This window comes from Clostridium sp. HCP1S3_C6 (assembly GCF_052066735.1).
Classification (GTDB): domain Bacteria; phylum Bacillota; class Clostridia; order Clostridiales; family Clostridiaceae; genus Clostridium.
The window spans coordinates 65,355-89,609 of record NZ_JBQHRN010000010.1; the positions used below are offsets into that span (position 1 = coordinate 65,355).

20 protein-coding genes, 1 tRNA gene and 1 rRNA gene are annotated in these 24,255 nt (G+C 26.6%); 6 read left to right on the top strand and 16 right to left on the bottom strand.

Annotation, left to right across the window (positions count from 1 at the left end):
* The first annotated feature begins 131 nt into the window (after positions 1–131).
* Positions 132–1,505, top strand: coding sequence for an MATE family efflux transporter (locus ACTNAO_RS05555; protein WP_441027749.1), 1,374 nt, complete (start codon positions 132–134; stop codon positions 1,503–1,505).
* Positions 1,506–1,675: 170 nt separating this feature from the next.
* Here the strand turns inward: ACTNAO_RS05555 and glgB are convergent, their stop codons facing one another.
* Together glgB and ACTNAO_RS05565 are read right to left on the bottom strand one after the other, a co-directional pair.
* Positions 1,676–3,523 (bottom strand): 1,4-alpha-glucan branching protein GlgB, encoded by a 1,848-nt coding sequence (glgB, locus tag ACTNAO_RS05560; RefSeq protein WP_441027750.1) that lies wholly within the window; start codon positions 3,521–3,523, stop codon positions 1,676–1,678.
* A 96-nt stretch (positions 3,524–3,619) separates the two neighbouring features.
* The gene (locus ACTNAO_RS05565) at positions 3,620–4,618 is read right to left on the bottom strand and encodes a CotS family spore coat protein (RefSeq protein WP_441027751.1); all 999 of its coding nucleotides are present in this window, start codon (positions 4,616–4,618) and stop codon (positions 3,620–3,622) included.
* Positions 4,619–4,723: 105 nt separating this feature from the next.
* Between ACTNAO_RS05565 and ACTNAO_RS05570 the strand changes: the two genes are divergently transcribed.
* A complete protein-coding gene (locus ACTNAO_RS05570) occupies positions 4,724–5,860 on the top strand; it encodes a glycosyltransferase family 4 protein (RefSeq protein WP_441027752.1) in 1,137 nt (378 codons plus the stop codon).
* Between the two features lie 56 nt (positions 5,861–5,916).
* Here ACTNAO_RS05570 and ACTNAO_RS05575 read toward each other — a convergent pair whose 3' ends face one another.
* From ACTNAO_RS05575 to ACTNAO_RS05585, 3 genes are read right to left on the bottom strand one after another with little or no spacing between them, the layout of a single operon-like run.
* On the bottom strand, positions 5,917–6,960 hold the full coding sequence (locus tag ACTNAO_RS05575; protein WP_441027753.1) for a CotS family spore coat protein: 1,044 nt from the start codon (positions 6,958–6,960) through the stop codon (positions 5,917–5,919).
* On the bottom strand, positions 6,953–7,708 hold the full coding sequence (locus tag ACTNAO_RS05580; protein WP_441027754.1) for a hypothetical protein: 756 nt from the start codon (positions 7,706–7,708) through the stop codon (positions 6,953–6,955). The genes ACTNAO_RS05575 and ACTNAO_RS05580 overlap by 8 nt, the downstream gene beginning before the upstream one ends.
* A gap of 11 nt (positions 7,709–7,719) precedes the next feature.
* The gene (locus tag ACTNAO_RS05585) at positions 7,720–8,718 is read right to left on the bottom strand and encodes a CotS family spore coat protein (protein ID WP_441027755.1); all 999 of its coding nucleotides are present in this window, start codon (positions 8,716–8,718) and stop codon (positions 7,720–7,722) included.
* 118 nt (positions 8,719–8,836) lie between these two features.
* Here ACTNAO_RS05585 and ACTNAO_RS05590 point away from each other — a divergent pair, with 118 nt between their 5' ends.
* Complete coding sequence (locus ACTNAO_RS05590; protein ID WP_441027756.1) at positions 8,837–9,964, top strand: glycosyltransferase family 4 protein; 1,128 nt, start codon at positions 8,837–8,839, stop codon at positions 9,962–9,964.
* Here the strand turns inward: ACTNAO_RS05590 and ACTNAO_RS05595 are convergent.
* From ACTNAO_RS05595 to tsaD, 5 genes are all read right to left on the bottom strand, one after another.
* Positions 9,954–11,132: a hypothetical protein gene (locus ACTNAO_RS05595; protein WP_441027757.1), complete on the bottom strand. Its 1,179-nt coding sequence runs from the start codon at positions 11,130–11,132 to the stop codon at positions 9,954–9,956. The genes ACTNAO_RS05590 and ACTNAO_RS05595 overlap by 11 nt on opposite strands.
* A gap of 121 nt (positions 11,133–11,253) precedes the next feature.
* Positions 11,254–11,667, bottom strand: a complete 414-nt coding sequence (locus tag ACTNAO_RS05600; RefSeq protein ID WP_441027758.1) for a carboxypeptidase regulatory-like domain-containing protein — start codon at positions 11,665–11,667, stop codon at positions 11,254–11,256.
* Positions 11,668–11,807: 140 nt separating this feature from the next.
* Positions 11,808–13,241, bottom strand: a complete 1,434-nt coding sequence (locus tag ACTNAO_RS05605) for a S1C family serine protease (RefSeq protein WP_441027759.1) — start codon at positions 13,239–13,241, stop codon at positions 11,808–11,810.
* 190 nt (positions 13,242–13,431) lie between these two features.
* Entirely contained in the window at positions 13,432–14,445 is a 1,014-nt protein-coding gene (locus tag ACTNAO_RS05610; RefSeq protein ID WP_441027760.1) for an alpha/beta fold hydrolase, read from the bottom strand.
* 25 nt (positions 14,446–14,470) lie between these two features.
* Positions 14,471–15,493, bottom strand: coding sequence for a tRNA (adenosine(37)-N6)-threonylcarbamoyltransferase complex transferase subunit TsaD (tsaD, locus tag ACTNAO_RS05615; protein ID WP_441027761.1), 1,023 nt, complete (start codon positions 15,491–15,493; stop codon positions 14,471–14,473).
* Between the two features lie 192 nt (positions 15,494–15,685).
* On the opposite strand from tsaD, the gene ACTNAO_RS05620 reads away from it, so the two are divergent.
* A complete protein-coding gene (locus ACTNAO_RS05620) occupies positions 15,686–16,321 on the top strand; it encodes a RusA family crossover junction endodeoxyribonuclease (protein ID WP_441027762.1) in 636 nt (211 codons plus the stop codon).
* Positions 16,322–16,332: 11 nt separating this feature from the next.
* On the top strand, positions 16,333–16,941 hold the full coding sequence (locus ACTNAO_RS05625; RefSeq protein ID WP_441027763.1) for an SGNH/GDSL hydrolase family protein: 609 nt from the start codon (positions 16,333–16,335) through the stop codon (positions 16,939–16,941).
* Here ACTNAO_RS05625 and ACTNAO_RS05630 read toward each other — a convergent pair.
* A complete protein-coding gene (locus ACTNAO_RS05630) occupies positions 16,931–17,887 on the bottom strand; it encodes an NAD(P)/FAD-dependent oxidoreductase (protein ID WP_441027764.1) in 957 nt (318 codons plus the stop codon). The genes ACTNAO_RS05625 and ACTNAO_RS05630 overlap by 11 nt on opposite strands.
* A gap of 160 nt (positions 17,888–18,047) precedes the next feature.
* Between ACTNAO_RS05630 and ACTNAO_RS05635 the strand changes: the two genes are divergently transcribed.
* Entirely contained in the window at positions 18,048–19,931 is a 1,884-nt protein-coding gene (locus ACTNAO_RS05635; protein WP_441027765.1) for an LTA synthase family protein, read from the top strand.
* 38 nt (positions 19,932–19,969) lie between these two features.
* Here the strand turns inward: ACTNAO_RS05635 and ACTNAO_RS05640 are convergent, their stop codons facing one another.
* The 5 genes from ACTNAO_RS05640 to ACTNAO_RS05660 all read right to left on the bottom strand — a co-directional run.
* Complete coding sequence (locus tag ACTNAO_RS05640) at positions 19,970–21,313, bottom strand: TldD/PmbA family protein (RefSeq protein WP_441027766.1); 1,344 nt, start codon at positions 21,311–21,313, stop codon at positions 19,970–19,972.
* A 12-nt stretch (positions 21,314–21,325) separates the two neighbouring features.
* Complete coding sequence (locus ACTNAO_RS05645; protein ID WP_441027767.1) at positions 21,326–22,708, bottom strand: TldD/PmbA family protein; 1,383 nt, start codon at positions 22,706–22,708, stop codon at positions 21,326–21,328.
* A gap of 136 nt (positions 22,709–22,844) precedes the next feature.
* Complete coding sequence (locus ACTNAO_RS05650) at positions 22,845–23,837, bottom strand: polysaccharide deacetylase family protein (protein ID WP_441027768.1); 993 nt, start codon at positions 23,835–23,837, stop codon at positions 22,845–22,847.
* Between the two features lie 168 nt (positions 23,838–24,005).
* A tRNA-Asn gene (locus ACTNAO_RS05655) sits at positions 24,006–24,080 on the bottom strand.
* Between the two features lie 81 nt (positions 24,081–24,161).
* Positions 24,162–24,255 (bottom strand): 23S ribosomal RNA (locus tag ACTNAO_RS05660); the annotation flags it as partial.

Genomic DNA, 24,255 nt, shown 5'->3' on the forward strand with positions numbered 1-24,255 from the left:
CTATGATAATTTTATTTAATTATAGCATTATTTTGTTATTTTTAAGCTATATTTTTAAAGAATATTTATATTTTTTTCACTATAATTCTATTGTAATAAAAATAGATTTTAAAATACAAAGGGGTGTTAAAATGGAACTTACAGGAAAAAAAGAAAAATTTAAAGATAATATTATTAATGAACATACATCACTTTTAAAATTGACATGGCCAATATTTATAGAAAACTTACTTGCCATGCTTATAGGAAATATAGACTCTATAATGCTTAGTAATTATTCAGAAACTGCTGTTGGTGGCGTTGGGAATGCAAATCAAATATTAAATTTGTTAACACTTGCCTTTAGTATTATAGCTAGTGCTACAGGTGTTATTGTAGCTCAATATCTTGGAGCTAAACTTTTATCAAAAATGAATGAAATTTATACTGTTTCTATTTTCTTTAACTTAGTTTTAAGTGGATTAATAAGCTTAATAATACTGCTTTTTAGTGGAGCAATATTTAATTTGATGAATGTACCAGCTGATTTACTTCCAGATGCTTTAAGCTATATGAAAATACTAGGTGGATTTATATTCCTTCAAGCATGTTTTAATACTTTCACTCAAATATTTAGAAGTAATGGACTTACAAGAATAGGTATGTACATTTCAATATTTATAAATATATTAAATATAATTGGTAATTACATATTTTTATTTGGACCATTAAGCAGTTTGGATTTAGGTGTTACAGGTGTTGCTATTTCAAGTGTACTAAGCAGAGTTATTGCACTTTTTATTGCTTTTTACCTTTTTCATAAACACATTGGAAAATTGTCACTAAAATATCTAAAACCATTTCCTATTGATACATTAAAAAAATTAATTAAACTAGGAATTCCTACTGCTGGTGAAAATATATCCTATGATATATCACAACTTTTTATTATGTCTTTTGTTAATACTTTAGGTATAATTGCTGTTAATACAAAAATTTATTCAACACTTTTAATTAATTTTGCATATCTTTATGCATGTTCTGTTGCTGCTGCAACCCAAATAATAACAGGTCATTTGGTTGGGGCGAAAAATTTTGATGGGGCTTATATGCGAGTTTTAAAAACACTAAAATCTGCAATTTTAATCTCTGTATTAATTGCTATTATAAATTTTCTTATATGTCCATACACTTTTAAAATTTTCTCAGCTGGAGAAGATGTTATAAAACTTGGCACAACAATTTTAATAATAGATATAATTCTTGAATTTGGACGTTCAGTAAATCTTGTAGTAATAAATAGTATGAGGGCTGCAGGTGATATTAAATTTCCTACATACTTAGGAATGGCTTCAATGTGGGGAGTTTCAGTTTTATTTGGATATTTATTGGGTATTAAATTAGGCTTTGGACTTCCTGGTATTTGGATAGCAATGGCAATGGATGAATGGCTTAGAGCTATAGTAGTGTTAATAAGATGGAAAAAAGGAACCTGGAGAAATAAAAGCATTGTAGAAAAAGCTTAACTTAACTATAAATTTATTTTATACTAATAAATTTCATAGTTACTTTTCAAATTATATTCTATGAAAAACACGGCTTTAAGGTAATGGAAGATGCTAGGGCAATACAAATATGTAATTTTTCTGATAAAAGATAAAATATTAGGCTGCCTCTTTAAAAAGGCAGCCTAAATTTACTTAATTGTTTTTAAAATTACTCCTGAATATGGAGCTATAGAAATATTAAACGAATATTCATTATCTCCTATTGATTTTTTTATAGATTTAATAGTTCCTTCATTAACTATTCCACTTCCTGAATAAGTTTTACTATCACTATTAATTACTTCTACAAATTTTATTTCTTTATCATATCCTACTGTTAAATTGTCTATTTTTTCATTACCTAAATTTAAAATGGTTATTATGTTCTCTTTTTGAGATTTTCTTTCATAAGCATAAATTAAATTATTCTTCATACTTGTTTCAATGCCTCTATAAAATCTACTATCATATTCATTTTCATATAGAGCTTCAAAGCTTGCATATATTTTATTTAAATCTCTAAAAAATCTAGAAAAACTTTCATGCATAGGATATTTTAACAAATTCCAATCAAGTTCTCTTCTTTCATCCCATTCTCTAAAATGTGCAATTTCATTTCCCATAAAATTAAGTTTTTTACCTGGATGAGTAAACATATAAGTATAAAGACACTTACATTCAGAAAACTTTTCTTCATAGCTACCATACATTTTATCAATTATTGTCTTTTTGCCATGAACTACTTCATCATGCGAAAAAGGAAGTAGATAATTTTCATTGTAAAAATAAAACATAGAAAATGTCAAAAGCTTAAGATTATCTTTTCTTTCCTCTGGAGACATTGAGAAAAATCTTAATGTGTCATTCATCCATCCCATATCCCACTTATAAGTAAAACCAAGGCCTCCATATTCCACTGGTGCTGTAACTTTTGGAAAACTAGTAGAATCTTCTGCAATAAGAATAACACCTTTATGAAGTTTACTTAAAGTTCCATTAATTTTTTTTACAAAATCACATGCTCCATTATTTACTCCTCTATTTTGATCTCCCTGCCAATAAATTATATTTCCAATAGCATCCATTCTTATTCCATCAATATGATATTTTTCAAGCCAGAAATTAGCTGAAGATAATATAAATGTTTGAACCTCTGCCCTGTAAAAATTAAAATTGCAAGAACCCCATTCACTATGGCTCATAGCATCATTGTTATATTCATAAAGTTCAGTTCCATCAAACTTTGCAAGTCCTGTTTCATCAATTGCAAAATGTACTGGAACAAAATCCAAAATTACTCCAATGTTATTTTTATGACATTCATTAACTAAATACATAAAGTCCTCTGGAGTACCATATCTTGATGTAACACTAAAATACCCAGTACCTTGATAGCCCCAAGAACCATCAAATGGATATTCACATAATGGTAAAAATTCAATATGAGTATATCCATTATCTTTAACATACTTTATTAAATCATGACATATTTCTCTATATCCATACCATCTATCTTCATCCTTAGCCTCTTCATTATCAGGCACCTTATGCTTCCATGAGCCAAAATGCATTTCGTATATATTTACAGGCTTTTTATAATCTTTATCTCTATTTTCCATCCAATTTTTATCATTAAATTTAAACTTATCTATATCTACAATTATTGAAGCTGTATTAGGTCTTAATTCTGTAAAAAAGCCATAAGGATCAGTTTTATCAACTATACTACCATCATTTCCATAAACACGATATTTATACATCATTCCTTCTTTTGCATCCTTAACAAATAAAGAATACATGCCCCATTCAGGACCTTTTTCCATTTGTAAGCCTTCCCAGTTACTAAATTCACCTATAAGTTCAACATTTTTTGCATTTGGTGCAAACACCTTAAATCTTGTTCCATTTACATTTCTTGTACTATCTTTTTCTAAGTGAGCTCCAAAATATTCATATGCATCATAGACATCACCTTTATAAAATTTATCTAAATTCAATTGTACCACTCCCATAAATTCAAATTTATTACTTATAATCATATTATATACAATGACACTTAGTCAATTATTTTATGGAAGTTTTTTAGTTATTAGTTATAATAAATATTCATCTCTAAATTCGTCTAAAAATTTAAGATAATTTTCTTTCTCATCTATAATAGATTGAAGCTTAGAAGCAAAAGTATTTTGTCCCCAATTAACTTCATTGTAATAATATCTATTAGCAAGCCTCCAATATCTTTGAGGAAATTGAAGATATGCATATAACACTTTATATTCTTCACCATTTAATGGAGAAACCTTATTATAAGCATCTAATATTGCAACTGCAAATCTCATATCCCAATCAACTCTTTTTAATACCTTTATCATGAAATTTGAAATATCAAAAGTTCTTACTTCACGCTTACAAAAATCAAAATCAATTACATATACTTCTTTTTGATTATTAAATAGTATATTATGATAAGTAAAATCATGATGACAAAAACTTTTTTGTTCTTCTGCTATTGCACATAATTCATAATAGGATGATTGCTCTAAAGTTTCTAATGCCTTTTTGGCTATTTCCTTATAAAATTCCATAGATTTAATATAAATCAAATCAAAATCACTTTTATTATTCTTTTTTCTAGTCATATCACGCATCTTATCTAATGATTTTATTCTTTTTTCCATTAAATGTGTCCATCTACCTAAATCACTTTTTAATTTTGAATTTTCAGGTGGATCATATCCCTTTGATGCTTCATGAAATACTGCTAATGTTCTAGCTGCCATTTTTACTTCCTCAATATTATGAAAGTCACATTCTCTTCCATCAAGCCATTTTGATAATGTATATAAATCTTCATTAACAAGTGCATAAGGCTCTCCATCTATATTTAAGTAATATCTATCAATCTTATCAAAACCATTTTTAATTAAATGCTCCTTAGCACCATATACAAATAATAATTTTTGAGGGCCATAATTAATTCTTTTTAAGCATCTTTCACCTTTATTAGTTTTTAAATAGTATATTCCTTTGTTTGCTTTAATTGTCTCAATCTTAATATCAAATTGTCTTTCTATCTCAAATTCTCTCATCATTGTGCCCACCTCCTTTATTATTTATATGTGGACCTCATTTCTTTTATTAACAAAAATAACCTTAAATTAATATAATAAAATGACAGCACTAATAAAGGATATATCATGAAAATCGGCATAGACGGCAGAGCCGCAAAATGGTATAGAGGAACTGGTATAGGAACTTATACTCATGAGCTTTTAGATTCATTAAATAAATCTTCTAGTCATAATGATTATCTTATATTTTTGCCAAAATGTTCTCTCCTTGATAATTTCAAAAATAACTTTAAAATAGAATCAATAAATGCAAATCTTGAAGAAAATTTTTGGGATCAGGTACATGTACCAAATATATTAGATAACAAGAATATAGAATTATATCATGTTCCTCAAAATGGTGTAGGTTTATCACCTAAGATAAATTGCAAAAAAGTAATAACTCTCCATGATATAATTCCACTAAAAATGCCACAAACAGTTAGTGATAAATATTTAAAAATATTTAATGAAGAATTACCATCAATAATAAACAGTTGTGATGGAATAATAACAGTTTCAAATTTTTCAAAAAACGATATATCAAAGGAATTTAACTTTCCTAAAGATAAAATTTTTGTAACTCCCCTTGCTGCAGAAAATATTTATAGACCACTAAATAAAGAAACATGTAAAAATATTATAAAATCAAAATATAAAATTAATGATGATTTTATTCTTTATGTAGGAGGATTTAGCCCTAGGAAAAATATATTAGGACTAATTGAAGCATTTTCCTTAATACCTTATTCCAAAAGAAAAAATACCAAATTAGTTATCACCGGAAAAAAGGGAATATCATATGATAAATACAAAAAACGTACTTCTGACCTTAAAATAATGAATGATGTTATATTTACTGGTTTTATTTCCTTAGATCATATGCCTATATTTTATAATGCTTCAAAACTTTTAGTATATCCTTCCTTTTATGAAGGCTTTGGTTTGCCACCACTAGAAGCAATGGCTTGTGGAACTCCAGTAATAGCTTCTAATGTCACATCACTTCCTGAAGTTTGTGGTACTTCTGCAATACTTATTGATCCGTATAATATTGATGAATTAAGTCTTAGTATTGAAAAAATCTTAACTGATAAATCCTTATATAACAATATGTCAAATAGAGGCATTAAAAGAAGCTTAACCTTTTCCTGGGATAATACAGCTAGTCAAACCTTATGCGCCTATGAAAATATATTAAAAAATCATGAAAACTCAAAGTAAAATTATATGACTGCATAAAAACTTATTATTAAAGTTTTTTATACAGTCATAATTTTTTATAAAAATTTCTTTTTATATTCAATTAAAAATTCTCTTCTAAATATCTCATTTTCTACCTTATCACGAAATCTATCTAAAAAAACTTCATATTCCCATTCCTTTTCTTTTAAATAATAACTCCTTACAATAGAACAAATGTCACGAGGATAAAGGATTATTATATATAAAAGTCTATAATCCATTTTACTTAATGGAATTATAGCACAATAAGAATTAATAATTTCAATGCATTTTTCAAAATCAAATGCAGCATTTTTAATTCCCTTTAACAATATATCTCCTAAATCAATAATTGAAAAATCAATGTTAACATACTCAAAATCTATAATACATACCTTTTCATCATTTATTAAAAAATTATGGCTGGCTAAATCATTATGACATATTGATATATTATTTGTATTATTCTCATATATATCATATTTTTCAGTATTCAAAAGATCTTTTGCATATTTAATATCTTTAATGTAATCTTCAGCTCCACCTAAAAATAATTCATCAAATTCATTTTTATACTTAAACTTACTAACAGAATACCTTAAAAACTCCATATTATTGAGACTTAATCTAAATCTTTCCTTAAGACTTAGATTTTTAATTGAATTAATATCCTTGTTAAATTTTTCTTTAATCATAGGCAATATTTCTTTTGAAGCTAAATGCATTTTAGCAAGTTCTTCTGTGCATTTTTTTAATTCTAAAATATTAGTAAATGTAGCTTCCCTTCCTTCTATTAATTTCATAACTATATATTTTTTATTTTTCCACTTTACATAGTGTTTACCATTTTTAAACTTAATTAAGGAAACAATATTTTTGTATTTCTTGGACAGTTCTTCTATACATGTAATTACAAACTTAAGCTTTTCTTCATCATAATCTATATACTTTAATATAAGTTTGCTATTATCTGTTTTTAATAAAAATACTTTTCTAAGAGGAGTTATATCTAAAACATTAATTCCTATTTCCTCAAAAAAATCAAAGCTTAAATCATAATTTAGTAAAAATTTCTTTTCAGGATATTTTATACTACTCATATTCCTCTTCTCCCATAATTATTAATATTTCATTTTTATAGGAATTACTTATTTTTTTTAAGTAATAACTACTTTCGTAATTCTTTTTATTTTTCAAATATTTTTTCCACACCTTAATACTATCTATAGGTATTAATAACATTGTATTTATATAATCTTTACTAGTATTATTTAATTTCGCCACTTTAATATACCAATCTACTACTTCATTAAAATTATCTTCATAAGAGCTTTTCTTTAATTTGCGTATGTAATTACATATATCATCTTCTACTAAATTGTATGAGATTTCATTTATAGTTCCTATTTCAATTCTATCCATGACCCTTATGTTTGTCTCATCAACCTTTCCTAAGCATATTTCATTTTTTTTCATAGCTCTTCTTATAAGATCTATATAATTTATTTTTTTTAATCTTAAAATTGCATCTTCAGCTTGATTTAAAATTGAATTTCCATTTAAAAAAATAAATTCATCCATACTATTTTTAATTTCAATATTAATAATACTTCTTCTAAGCCTTTTTATATCTAATTTTAGCTTTTCAATGTTTTTTCCAATTGTACTTTTTACCCCTATATTTTCATAACTATAGAACTTCATTAAAATCTTATGAATAGCATTAATAATTATAATGTGTTTTTTTATTTCTTCTAAAGTATACTCATCCTTATTAAAGTAAAAATTATTGTCCATTACATATATGTCATTTTGAGCAAGATATTTTTTTAAGTTTTCTCTTTCCATATAATCCTCCATTAAAAGAAATCATGCAAAAACTTATGTTTTTTTTCAAAATCATTTATACATCCTGTAATCTTTTCCATATACCTTTTTTCTTCATAAGGTTGCTGTTCCCAATACTTTTGAATACCTATTTGCCAAAATTCTTGAGGAAACATTATAAAGTATTTCATTACTTCAATTTCCTCCTGATTAATAGGATATATACTACTATATTTTTTTATAATCTCACTACACCTTTTACTATTCCACCTTCCATTTTTCATAGTTCTTATAATAATAGATGACAAATCATGTAAATGGCTATCTAGTATACAATAGTCAAAATCAATTAAAAAAATATTATTTTTATTGTCTAATACTAAATTATGATTTGCATAGTCATGATGGCAAAATTCTAATTTTTTAACGTGCCTCTCCATAATATTTATATAATTACTGTTTATAAGACCATTTATACTGTTATCTGCAATTTCTAATTGTTTTTTTATATTGTCTTTATAATATAAGTCAAATTTTGATTTATTAGCTTTTTGTTCTATTCTTTTTTCAAAATCTAATATTTCATTTTTTCTAGTTGAAAAAAACTTAATCCATGAAAACCAATATATTCTAGGATTCATTTTATCTGTTATTAAAAAATTTTTACTTTTGATATGCATATTAGCAAGGTTTATTATAGCCTTTTCAAATTCTACTTGATTATCATAATTGCAGATATGGCCCTCTATCCATTCTGATAAAAATGCATAATAATTATTAAATTTAATATATAATTCTTTATTTTTAGTTTTTATTATTTTCGGAATATGGTTATAATTATTTCTTTGTAAATGTAAAATTGCGCTTAATATAAAGTAAAAATGTCCAAAATTATATTTTACTACCTTGAGAGCATACTTATTTTTATCCTTATCTAATAATTTGTATGTTCCTTTTATTTTTTTTATGTCAGTAAATATAATATTGTATCTGTTTTTTAAATATTCTAAAATATCCTTATTATCTTCCATACTACTCCTTAAATAATTACTTATATTTATTAATTATTTATTATTTTCATCTATATTACATTCATAAAAAAGCTTTTTTAATAGTATTTTATACTGTAGTAATTTTTTAGGTGATAATATGAATATTTCTATAGATGCGAGAAGTATTAATATACATGCAGGTTCTGGAATTGGTACTTATACAAATAACTTAGTATCTAATTTAATACATAATACCAGTAATAAATACATGCTTTTTTGGGCAAGAGAAATAAATAATGCTTTTATAAATAAAAATACTAAGATATATCAAATATCTGATAGACATAGCACATTTTATGATAATATATATATTCCAAAATTATTAAAAGATAAAAATATAGACCTTTTTCATATCCCCCAAAATGGCATAGGCTTCCCCCTTGAAACAAAAACTGATGTTGTAGTAACAATTCATGATCTTATTCCTTATTTAATGCCAGAAACAGTTGGAAAGGGATATTTAAAAAGATTTCTTAGAGATATGCCAAGAATTATAAATGAATGTAAGGGAATTATTACAGTATCTGAATATTCAAAAAAAGATATTTTAAGATTTTTCCCTCAATTCCCAAAAGAAAAAATATATGTTACTCCACTTGCAACTAACAATACATTTATTCCATTAGATAAAGAAAAATGTAGAGAGTACTTAAAAAATTTTTTTGGAATTGACAAAAAATTTATATTATATGTAGGGGGCTTTAGCTCTCGAAAAAATGTCAAATCGCTTCTAAAGGCTTATAAAAAAATTAAAAATGACTTAAAAGAATATCATTACCTAGTATTACTAGGATCAATGAAGGATGATGGTCTTAAATTAAAAAAACTATCATATTCATTAGGAATAAATAATGATGTTATATTTACAGGGTATATATCTGATGAAACAATTCCTGTTTTTTATAATGCTGCAGAATGTTTTGCATATCCATCTCTTTATGAGGGCTTTGGGCTTCCTATTTTAGAAGCCATGTCCTGTAAGACACCAGTTATAACATCAAATATAACATCAATTCCAGAAGTTACAGGTCAAAATTCAGCAATACTTATTGATCCTTTTGATTTGTCTGAACTTTCTTATTCAATTAAATCAGTTCTTAATGATGAAGTCCTTAAGTATAACCTTGCAAAAAAGGGATATGAAAAAAGCCTCCAATATTCTTGGAGGCTTACAGCCAAAAAAACTCTTGAAGCATACAACCACATAAAAAATTTTAATAATTAATTTCACTTTTTATGTTATTGTATAAATTATATTCTGGCATTTCAGGCGCCTTCTTTTCAACATTTGACATAAGCACCAATGGACTTCTTCCTAAAAAGTTTTTAGTAGTATTGTCAATTTCACCTGAACTGTAAGCAGAAATATAGCTTAAGAAAAACCTTTGTTTAGTAAGCAATTTACTGTTTAATTTATTATCACCGATATATGATATAAATTTATTTATTAATACTTCCTTTTGATTTCCATTATCAAAATATATAAAACTCTTTTTGTTTTCAATAAAAAATTTATTTGTTCCTTCTGATACACTTGGCACATAATTTGCTGTCCATTGACATTTTGCATCTATAGCAGATAATTCATTCATTGCTTCTATAGATGCAATTCTTGCAAGAAATGATCCATTTTCATTTGTGTTTAATATATTATCATTTAATAATTCTGTGTATCTTTTATTTAATTCTATTTTTATCTCTTCTGAAGATATTTCATAACCTTTAGATTTATATTCGTCCATTATTTGCATTATTAAAAGTGAAACTATATACTGTCTATCTTCTCCTACTGAATTTAATATTTTCACTTTTCCTTCACTTTTTGCATATATGTCTTTTCCAATAGAAATAACATCATCCCATGTATTAAAATCCTTATTGGAATATCCATATTGATTTAACATATCTTCCCTTAGGTATAATAAAATTGGATTACTTGTAAAAGGAATGGCTCTTGATTTGTTATCTCTTATAACAGATTGAAGATCTCTTTTAGATAAGTTACTTCCATTTTTATTTATTATAGAACTACAATCTTTCATTTTACTTTCTAAATTTTCATCTTCAATAATAGAATCAATATCTTTTGTATTAATTGCAATTAAATCTGGCAATTTATTTTTTCTAAATGATTCCATCAAATTTGCTTTATAATTGTCCTCATCCATTTTTAATATATTAATTTTACATTTTTCATTATCTTTTACAAACTCACTAGCTACCTCATTTAAGTAATCATATGTACTACTATCAGTCCAAATTGTAATATTACCCTTTAGTGCTGTTTCCTTATTATTTAAAATCACAATACTTGTAATTACTGTAGCAACTATAAGTACAGCTAAAATAACATTTTTTTTATTAAATATATCTTCTTTTTTTAATCTACTCATATTGTATTCTCCAAGTAATAATTTTTATACTTAATCTCATTATATCACAAATGATTACTATGAACATTACGTTATTTATCGTAAATTGAAGGAATACTTCAAAATGAAGTATTCCTCACTATTAATATTTGCCACATCTGCAACTATCAAATTTATCTTCTTTTTCACATTCACAATTATTCTTTTTAGACTTAATTCCTATACATTTTCCTTCATAGCAACTAACATCTAATGGCATATATTTCATATCTATATTGTCTTTATAAACCTTTAACATATATTTTTTATCTGGACAAAGTGGTCCAAGTAAAAATTGACCATATTGATCTGTAAATGTGTGAGTTAATGGAACTGGTAATTTACAACAATCCACAATTTGAAGTAATTTAACAACTGCATCTGCTACAGGATTTCCATTTGCATCTAAAACAGTTCCATGGATAACTGCCCTTCTCTCCTCTGGTAACTTAATTACTGCCTCAATTTGTTGATTTTTCTTTGGACATACTGAACAAACAGCTACTTTTCCGCTCATAACTTTAACCTCCATTGTTTTACCTTTACTAATAAGGTATGTTTGTCCATTCAAATTGATACAATTTATTACTATATAAAACAAAAAGACTATAGCACTAAAAGTTTTTAGCTTTTAATGCTATAGCCTAAAGTTATTCTTTAATTACTTTCCTCTAATTGTAATTGAAGTTTAACATTCTTTTTATTTCTATAAACTACTACCTCTACAGTATCGCCTGCATTTTTCTCTGCTTTTGCATCAGTTAAATCTGTTGAAGTTTTTATATCTTTTCCATCAAATCCTATAATAACATCTCCAACTGATATACCTGCTTTTTCTGCAGCAGAACCCTGTTCTATTCCTTTAACATATAAGCCTTGTGGATATCCACTTTGCTGACTCTTTTCTTCAGTTACTTCCATAACAGTAACTCCAAGACTTAATATAGGTTTTGATAAAGTTTCAATTCTTTCTTTAGCTTCATTTATAGGAATTGAGAATCCTATACCTTCTACTGTATCTTCAACAAGTTTCATCGAATTAATACCAATTACTTGTCCTTTTGTATTAATAAGTGGGCCACCACTGTTACCAGGATTAATAGCTGTATCTGTTTGAATAACCTTCATAGTAGCACCTGAACTTGTAGTTACATTTCTATTTACAGCACTTACAATTCCTTTAGTGCATGTTTGTGCAAACTCTGTTGAAAGTGGTGTTCCTATTGCAATTACATCCTCTCCTGCATACAAAGCATCTGAATCTCCAAGTTCTGCAACTCCTGGTACTTTTGTACCATCTGCAAGTTTAACTACAGCCATATCTCTTTCTTGATCATAATTTACTACCTTTGCATCAACTTCATCACCAGTACTTAATAATACCTTAACTTGCTGACTGCCTTTTACAACATGATAATTAGTTAAAATATAACCATCTTCATTAATTATAAATCCAGATCCAATACCCTCAACTTCTTGAGAAAAGTTTCCATATTGACTAGCTTGAAGACTTGTAGTTGTAATTGTTACAACTGCAGGTGCAACCTTCTGAAATGCTTCACTTACTGATAATGAACCATCTGTAGAACTTGTAAACTCTGGTGCAGCATATGAAGATGGATCTACATTCTTAGCTGTTGATGAATTAGATTTTCCCATAAGTGTATATGTAAAAGCCCCTCCAAGAACTCCTCCACCTACAGCAATTACAAGACCTGCTGCAACTAATGCTATAACCTTTTTAAAACCATTTTTAGGCTTTGTATCATTTTCAACCTTATATGCAGCTTTAATGTTGTTATCGTTCCATGAATTATTCATACCTGAATAGTTATTTCTGTTATTCATATTGTTAAAATTATTGTTTGTGCCTCTATTAAATGATTGGTTACTTCCATAATTATAATTTTGATTATTAGCATTATGATATCGATTACCATCCCTATAATTCTGGTTCATATTTACATTAGGATTAAATCCATTTGCATTTTGATTAAAATTATTATTAACATCACTTTCATTTTTCACATCGTAACTTCCACTTGCATTATTTGCATTCTCATTTAAATTATCTTTTCTATAATCTACCATAGTAATTCCTCCTCTAATTAATTTACACTATCTTTATCATTGTCTTTATTATAGAATTTCTTTATGTCAATAATATGTCATAAACCCAAAAGTTACAAACATATATTTTTAAAAAAACTTCTAATATTTATATGCAATAAATATCTTATAAGCATATAATATTAGAAGTTTCTTAAATGTAACTTAAAATTTACTTATTTTCTTTTTTAGCAATTTTTTTTGCTGTTTTATGCACAGTGCTAATGGCATTATATATAGTTTCACTACTATTTGTAGATAAAAGTCCATCTGAATCTGATACTGTATAAGTATTAGTGAGTTCTTCACTTCCTAATCTAGTTAATGAAATTTCATCAGTCTTTGAAACAATAAATAAAGGCTTATCAGAAAGCATTCCATTTTCTTGTGATGACTCAGAATAATCTTTTAAATTTTTAAATTCATATTCAATTGCCTGTCTATAATTTTTTTTATTTTTTTGTATATTAAATTCTTCTAGTTCATCTTCATCTAATGCTTCTTCAAATCCATTTACTTTATAAGTCTTATTCATTTTATCTAATAAAGATGTTAGATAAAAATAACAGCCTATTGTTTCAATTTTACTTTTATTATATATATTAGTTATCTTTTTATTAAAATCTTCACCTTTTATTTTTTCCTCGTCATATGGATCTACTAACACTACTCCCTTTACAGAATCAGGATAACTCTGAACAAAATTAGTTAATATAAGACTCCCATATTCTTCTCCAACTAAAATTAAATTACCTGAAACTCCAGCTTTTCTTAAAAGTATTTTTAAATCTTCAGCTTGCTCCTTTGGAGTTCTAATAGTAGAAATATCACTAAAACCATACCCATTTCTATTATATACAAAAGTTTTTAGATTAAGTTGTTCACGAACAAGCTTTGCTGTATTATCCCATTCACAAAGATTAGCACCTGTAGCGCCTAAAAATACTACTGTATAATCTCCTTCTCCTTTTAGAGTATATTCAAGCTTTTTATTTTCAACTTTAGCATAATTTAAGTGAATTTGAATCTTTTCATTTCCTATAAAATTACTTACCTGTTGAGTTAAAAAAGCTATTACTATTATTACAAGAAACAATATTAACACATATTTAGTTTTTGTTATGTTTCTAAATTTTCCATCTTTTTTTACTTTATACAAACCGTTTGATTCTGGAATTAGATTCATTTTTGCTCCTTTATTAAATTAATACTTAATTGTTATTGTTTAATTTTAAATTTGGTACAGCATTTACATTGAAACTTGAAATTTCTCCTTTTATAAACTTAAAATACGCTGCACTGCCTATCATAGCTGCATTATCTGTACATAATACTAAGTCTGGGAAAAGAATTTCTATGTTTCTTTTACTTCCTTCTTTTATTAATTCTTCTCTTAATGTAGAATTTGCAGCAACTCCTCCTGCTATAGTTATTCTGCTTAAAGATTTTCTTTTACATGTTTCAAAAACATTATCTTTTAACACTCCTACTATTGCTTTTTGAAATGATGCAGCTATATCTGCTTTATTTATTTCTATATCTTTCATTTTACACTTGTTAATATAATTTAATACTGCTGATTTTACACCGCTAAATGAAAAATCTAATGTATCTTCATGAAAATTTGCTCTAGGAAACTTTATAGCATCTGCATTTCCTTCTTTTGATAGTTTATCTATTTTAGGTCCCCCTGGATACCCAAGTCCAATTGCTCTTGCAACTTTATCATAAGCTTCACCTGCAGCATCATCTCTTGTTTGCGCTATTATCTCATATTTTCCAAAATCCTTAACATATACTATAAATGTATGACCTCCAGATACAACTAATGACACAAATGGTGGCATTAAGTCTTTATGCTGAATATAATTTGCACTTATATGTCCTTCTATATGGTTAACGCAAACTAAAGGTTTTTTTGAAGCATATGCTAAACCTTTTGCATATTGAAGTCCTACAAGTAATGCTCCAACAAGGCCAGGACCATATGTAACTCCTATAGCATCTATATCATCTAATGTTACATCAGCTTCTTCTAATGCTCTTTTTACTACATTGTCTACAGCCTCAATATGCATCCTTGATGCTACTTCAGGTACTACACCTCCAAATTTTTTATGTGTATCTATTTGAGTAGCAATTATATTAGATAAAACATATCTTCCATCCCTTACTACCGCTGCAGAAGTTTCATCACAACTTGATTCTATTGATAAAATTAATTTACTTTCCATAATAAAATATACCTCATTTATCATTTATATATTTATTATTACAATTAAATATATAAATTTTTATGCTTTTACAAATTCCACTTATATTTAAAAGGGAATTACATTATAATTATAATAGCAATTATTTAAAAAAACATCAATTTTATTATAGTTATTTATAATTTTATATATACTACTGGAGGAAATTCAATTATGCATTCATATGCCAAAGTAATAGTGAAAGGATCACCTATTACAAAATCAAATTTTAAACTTCACAATTCAAACGGAAGAGCTATTCTTCCTTACAATTCTGGTAAATATACTGATCGTTATGGACTATACGAACAAGAAATTGCATATATAGCAAGAGTTCAAAATCCTGACATTATTTTAGAAGAATCATTAATAGCTATATTAAAAGTATATTATAAAAGTGAAAAAAGACATCCAGATACTATAAATATTACAAAAAGTATATTTGATGGAATAGAAAAAAGCGGCCTTATTGTTAATGATGCTCAAATAACAAAAATAATAACTGAAGAATATTATGATAAAGAAAATCCAAGATTTGAACTTGAATTATTTGGTGAAAGTGAATATTCATTAAACTTTACCATATCAAAAAAAGAAAAAATTGATAAAGCTAAATTATATACTCCTATCAAGAAAAATATAAAATCAGATAATTTAATTCCAAAAGAAATTGATAAAAATATGCAATGCATAAAATCATCAACAAAAAACTGTAGTATTTGTAATAAAATAATAAAAGACTCAAATTACATGACTGCTGATAAGGGTAATACTCTTATATGCAATGATTGCTTCAAAAAACTTTTTTAGGAGATAAAAAAATGAATGATATTTTTATACTTATTGGAGATAGTTTAACTTTTGGATATGGTGTTTTTAAAAAAAAATCTTTTTCATATAAGCTTTCTAAATCTCTTAAAATTCCTGTAATTAACAAAGGCGTAAATGGTGATACTACAGCTTCAATACTTAATAGAATTTATGAAGATGTTTTTATTTCAAAACCTAAATACATATTTATAATGGCTGGAACAAATGATCTTTTATGTGGAAGAAAAGTAGAAACAATAATAGATAATATTGAAGAAATGATAGTAGAAGGCCTTAAAATAACAAAAAATATTATAATAGGCATTCCACCATGCATAATTAAATCTCTTGCATATAAATTATTTTCTCCATCAGATTTATACGATTATACTGATGAAAATTTAATAAATTTAAAAAATTCACTTGTAGATTTATGTAAAAAATATAATATAAATTACATAAATTTATACACCATTACAAAACAATATATAACAGATAATAAATTTAACAAATTAGAAAAGAACAATATATTTATTGATGGAATACATTTAAATTCCTATGGTAACGAAATAATATTTGATGAAATAATAAAATTACTACCAAAAAATATTATAAAGTAGTTTTGCTTTTTATATATTTAAGAATTTCTTTGCCTGCTTCTAGTCCATCAATTTCTTCTTGGCTTAATGCTTCTAATCCATAAATTAAATTACCACATGCAAATATTCCCGAAATATTAGTCATATAATTATTTATTTTAGGGCTTAAAGTATTATCATCTATATCTACACCTATATTTTTTAGTAGTTGAGTTTCCGGATAATAATTAACAGACATAATTAGTGAATCGCAGCCTATACTTGAAAAGTTTCCATTACAGTTTATTTTAATTCCTTCAATTCTATCTCTTCCATGAATATCAGCTACTGAAGCATTTAAAATAACTGGAATATCAAAGCCTTCAATAATATCTTTAACTTCTTGATCATATTTAAATTTATCATGCTCATTTATTATTAAAGCCTTTACATTTGCTCCTTCTATAACAAGCCTTCTTGCTACAATTACAGCCCACCTGCTTCTTGCAATTACTATTGGATTTTTACCAGGTAAATAACCTTCACTATTAATAACCTTTTGAACACTACCTATAGTATATATTCCTGTATATTCATTTGATGGTATATTAACATTACCAGTAAACTTTTCCCTACATCCTGTTGCCATTAATATAGCATTTCCATGTATCTCCACAACACCTTCAGCGGAATTTGTATAATGTATATCCTTATCTTTAGTAATTTTTATTACCTCTGTATCTAATTTTATTTCTACATTATATTCTTTTAACTTATTTTCAATTATATTTGTATATTCAGGTCCTGTAACCTTAATTCCTAATAATTTTTCTCCAAATCCATTATGAATACATTGATTTAATAAGCCACCAATCATTTTCTGTCTTTCAATTATAAGTATTCTTTTTACCCCACCTTTTGCTATGGATAAGGCAGCAGTCATTCCTGATATACCACCACCAACAATAACAATGTCATAATTTTTCATATAAAAAAGCTCCTCTTTTCATTATAAACATAATCAATAAGTAAATTATATCATTTATTTCTCTAGTTTAATATATTAATTATTTCTTAAAACAGTTTACCTATTTTTAAAAAATGTTATAATATTAACAAATAAATTAAATATTCAGTGAGGTGACATAATGAATTTACTTAAAGATAAAAAATTATTAAAAGATAAATTTAAGTTGATTTTTAATAATTTTGACAAAAATTCTTTATTTAAAATTGGTCTTTTTTTAATTCCAGCAATTGGAATTGTATTTAAAGGAATTTTCCTTCAAAGTTTTCTACAAAGTAGTAATCCTTATGTCTTTGATTTTTCTACAGGATATTCAAAGGCTTCTTATTTTTTAAAATACTACTTTTCATTTGCTTTAATATTCCTAAGTTTTTCCCTTTTATTTAAATCAAAAGGTCGAATAATATATACATTTATTATTGATATAATATTTACCATACTATCATTATTTGATGTTATGTACTTTAGGGGATTTTTAACAGTACCATCAATAAGTGTACTTACCCAGACATCAAATTTAGATAATTTACAAAGTGCTGTTTTATCTATGATGTCTCCATATGATATTTTTTTCTTACTTGATATAGTTATTCTTGCAATATATGTTTTCTTTACTAGAAAAGCTTATAAAGCTTCGCCAAAAAGAGCTTACAAAACTTTTGCTCTTACATTAATAATTCCATTTATATATGTTGCCTATATTCCATTTAACTTATATGTATTAAACAATGAAAATGTTAAAGATGCTTATCTTTTTGATGGATATGACCCTACTAATACTACAAGATATTTTTCATCTATTGGATATCATATTATAGATGCTTACACTGTATATAGGGATTCAAAACCTTATGAATTTACAACAGAAGATAAAGAGAATATATCTAATTACTATAACTGGAAAAATGAAGATCTTGAAAACAACGAATATTTTGGAGTAGCAAAAAATAAAAATTTAATTATCATTCAAGTAGAATCTCTTGAAAGCTTCATTATTGGTCATGAATATAATGGCAAAAAAATAACACCTGAACTTGATAATATAATTAGCAATGGTATTTACTTTCCTAATATATATGAACAAGTTAATGAGGGTACAAGTTCCGATTGTGATTTAATGATAAATACATCAATGCTACCATTAAGAAGAGGTTCTACATTCTTTAGATACCCAAATTGTAATTACAATTCATTACCTAAAATATTAGCTAACAATGGATATTCTTCATATTCATTACATCCAGATAAAGGTTCCTTCTGGAATTATTCAAATGCCCTTAAAGGTGGTATTGCTTTTGAAAACTTCTATGATTATTATTCATATAATATATCAGAAGAAATAGGTATGGGAATTAGTGATAAATCATACTTTGAAAATGTATCATCAATGATAAAAGATTTTAATAGTCCTTATTTTGTTCATACTATAACCCTTACAAATCATGGTCCATTTGACTTGCCAGAAGAAAAGCGTGAATTTAATTTAGATTCAGAACTTGGTAAAAGTGAAATGGGAGGATATATAGAATCTGTACATTATACAGATACACAGATTGGTGATTTTATTAAAAGGTTAGATGAAGAAGGAATTCTTGATAATTCTATTATTGTAATTACAGGAGATCATACAGGAGTTCATAAATATTATAACCATTCAATTGATAATCTTTCAAACAAAGAAGATTGGTTTGTATACAACAATGAACCAACAGTTCCATTTATTATTTATGATAAAAATTCAACTATTAAAGGTAAAACATTAGATACAATTGGAGGACAAATTGACATTATGCCTACACTATTATATATGCTTGGTGTAGATAAAACTGAATATGAAAATACTGCTCTTGGAAGAAACCTTTTAAATACAAATAGAAACTTTGCAATCATTACTGATGGAACAATAAAAGGTAAAGATCTTACAGAAAATGATGAATCAATTATAAGTACATCCCTTGATATATCAGATAAAATGATAAGAGGTAACTATTTCAATAATAATTAATTAAAAAAACCTGCATATTTTTGTATGCAGGTTTTTTATTATTTACCAGCTATAGATATTTCATTAATTCTTATTGATGGAGAACCTATACTACTCAATGGGAACTTCAAATCACTTCCAACTTCTTTTATATCTTTTAGCAACTGAAAAAAGTTTCCTGATGCTGTAATTTGTTCTACAGGAAATAACTTTTTACCACCTTTAATATAAAAGCCCTTAGCTGCAAGAGAAAAATCACCTGTAATATAATTAGCTCCTGAATGAAGTCCTGCAAATTCAGTTAAAAGAATACCTTCTGACATTTCATTCATAAGATCATCTAATGACTTTTTACCATTTTGTATATAAAAATTAGTTGGAGATACGCTAACAGGTGATGCATAAGAAGACTTGAAGCCATTACCAGTTGACTTCACACCAGCTTTATTAGCAGTCTTTAAATTATGAAGTAATGTTACCAATCTTCCTTCTTTTATTATATCCTTTTTATAAGTTTTTACACCTTCATCATCAAATGGTGTTGATGAAAGTCCTCTTTCCAAAAGAGGATTATCTATTATTGTTACTGCATCTGATGCTATTTTTTCTCCCTCCTTATCTTTTAAAAGAGACAATCCCTTTTGTGCCGCATCTGCATCAAAAATACTAATAAATGCTCCTATTAATGAAACCATTGCTTCATTATAAATTATTGCATTATATTTAGCTGATTTTATAGATTTACCACCTATTCTTGATAATGCTTCATCTACTCCCATTTTTGCAACTTTCATAGGATCTACTTCTTTTAAGCTCTCTGCAACAACATATCCAGTACCATCATATTTTTCATTATTATCCTCAATTACAGGACACACATAAGCAGATAGAATATTACTCTTATTAGTAAGTTTAAGCCCAAGAGTATTAAAAATACCATAATTAGATTGACCATATGATAAACTGCATCCTGCGACATTAACTACTTTATTAGAATATTCTTTTGAATTTTTCTCCATATCTTTTGTTATTTGTATAAGCTTTTCTGTATCAAGATTTTCAAGTTCCTTTGAATATGTTTTTACATTTTCATATTCACTATCTCCCTTATATATAAATTGTTTATCTGTACTTTCTATTGATTTTGCTCCTTCAATAGCATTATTAATGAGCATATCTATAGCATCATCATCTAAAATTTCAGTGTAAGAATAGCCCATTTTATCATTATATAAACCTCTAAAAGAAAGCCCAAATGTTTTATTTAAATTATATTTATCTACTTCCTGTTCATATACAGTAATACTTAAACTTTCTCTATCAGCAAAATACACTTCACAATCAGTAAATCCAGCTTCCTTAGCCTTTTTAAATAACTTTTCTTTAAATTCATTAAATTCCATATATACTCACCTCTATCTTCCACCTACTGTAATTTCTTTTACTCTTATCATTGGCTGACCAACATTTACAGGTATACTTCCAGATGATGAACCACACATTCCTTGAGCCTGCTTTACATCCTTTGAAACCATATCAATATCCATTAACACATCTTTACCTTTACCAATTAAGCTAGCTCCTCTTACAGGTTCTTGAATCACTCCATTTTTAACTATATATCCTTCTGCTACAGCAAAATTAAATTCACCTGTAACTGGATTTACTGAACCTCCTCCAAGTTTTTTAGCATATAATCCATCGCTAATAGATTTTATTATATCGTCCCTCTCATCACTTCCAGCTTGAATATATGTATTAGTCATTCTAGATGTAGGTGCGAACTTATAGCTTTGTCTTCTACCACTTCCTGTAGGCTTCATTTTCATTCTTCTACCATTTAATTTATCTATCATATAAGATTTTAAAATCCCATTTTCTATTAACACATTTTTTTGAGATTTGTTTCCTTCATCATCTATATTAATAGAACCCCATGAATTTTTAATTGTTCCATCATCAATAGCTGTAACTTTACTTGATGCTATTTTTTGTCCAAGTTTTTCTGAAAATACAGAATTTCCTTTAGCAACGGATGTAGCTTCTAATGAATGTCCACATGCTTCGTGAAAAATTACTCCTCCAAAGCCATTATCTATTGCTACCATCATCTTACCAGCAGGACAATTTCTTGCATTAAGCATTGTAACTGCTGTTCTAGCTGCTTCTCTACCATAATAAATAGGATCTACTGTTTCAAACAATTCAAATCCTTTTAATGCTCCTGGTCCCTCAAATCCTGTTTGATTTTCTACACCGTTAGATGCTATAGCATTTATACCTAGCCTTGTTCTTATTCTTCTGTCTTCTGTATATAATCCTTCAGAATTTGCTATAAGTATTTTTTGATCCTTATCAACATAAGAAACACTTACATCTGAAATTTCATTTGAATAAGATTTAGCACTATTATAAGCATCTCTCATTACTAGAATTTTTTTATCATATAAAACTGTGTTTGGATATATTGAAATATTATGAATATTATGGGCTTTAGTACTAGGATTTAAAATTACAGTTTTATTTTCTTTAAGTTCTCCCAAAGATAAAGCAGCCTTTGTTGCTGTATCTAATAAGGAATTTAATGAATTATTATTTGTATAAGCATATACACATTTAAGTCCACTAAAAATTCTTATACCTATACCATATGTCCTTCCTCCTAAAGCATTTTCAACTTTATTTTTTAGTATACTAATTGAATTGCTTATTACATCTTCTTCAAATATTTCTGCAAAATCTCCTCCAGTTTCTAAACACTTCTGAAGTACAAGCTTTGCATTTTCTCTAGAAATCATATCTATTTACCTCCTCATATTAATTCTAATAATATGTTAATATATAATAATATTATATATTAAGAATTACAAATTATATAATAAAAATTAACTGTGATATTATAAATTTATATATCACAGTAATAATTTATATTTTCTATTTTATTGTTTTAAATTCAAAGCCTTCTCTTTCTAAATACTTTATTATATTAGGCAAAGCCTTTACTGTTTCTCTTTTACCATAAGTATCATGCATAAGTATAACAACACTATCTGCATCAGGGCCTAAATTTTCAACAGTTTCTTTTAAACATTGAAAAAGTTCTGATGCATTTTTAGTTTTTCCTTCTGAATCTTTGTTTAAAGCATTCCAATCCATTATTGCATATCCTTTTTCATCAATCAATGGACGTACTTTAGATCTTCCTTCCCAACTCCAATAGCCGCCAGGAAATCTTATAACTCTTGTATTAAATTCATCTCCTAATACTTCTTTTAATACTTTATTTGTTTTTTCAATTTCATTCATAAAACCTTGGGCATCTATAACATTACCTGGATAAAGTTTTTTATAATTATGGCTATAGGTATGATTTCCAATAGCATGACCTTTAGAAACTTCTTCTTTTAATAATTTTTTTGTCTGTTCATTTTCTTCTACTGATGAACCTGTTACAAAAAATGTAGCTTTTACATTATATTCATCTAATATATTTAATATATTTTTTGTATTTTCTGTTGATGGTCCATCATCAAAGGTTAAATAAGCCACCTTTTTTCCATCCTTTCTTACTGGATACTGCTTTTGACCTTTTAATAAGCCTTCTGTGTTTTTAAAAACCTTAATTGCATCCTCTGCATTAGGATCATCAGCTAAAGATAAATAGTCATGGTTATTCTCAGGTAAATTATCATCATTATTTAGTAATTCCTCTATATCTTCATCATGATTATTTTGATTTATTTTTGCACTTGCATATATATACTTTCCATATTTATTATATCCTAAAGTAACAAATATACTTATTGTAATAAAAAATATCAATATACTTGCAAATAAAATTATTTTCTTTTCCCTTTTTATTTGCTTTTGCCTCTCAATCATTATAAGCTGACTTCTGTTAATATTTTTTTTGTTTTTATTTCCCATTTAATAATCCCCCTTTATTTATGCTTATATATTAGTGTGACTAATTATTTTTATGTATTAAAACTCAATAATATTATTTTAGGAATTATGTATTTCTGACAAATAAAAAAACAACCCATACATATTATATGAATTGTTAACAAAAAAAATTACATAATAAAAAAAAAATGGCTCCGCGAAGAGGGCTCGAACCTCCAACCTATCGGTTAACAGCCGAGTGCTCCACCATTGAGCTATCGCGGAACGTTATTCATAGAAAATAACTTTATATTTAATAAAGCATGTTCTCTAAAAATTGCATATATATTTGCCTTCTTTGTTTATTTGGTCAAGCCCTCGACCTATTAGTATCAGTCAGCTTAATATGTTACCACACTTACACCTCTGACCTATCAACCTTGTAGTCTTCAAGGGGTCT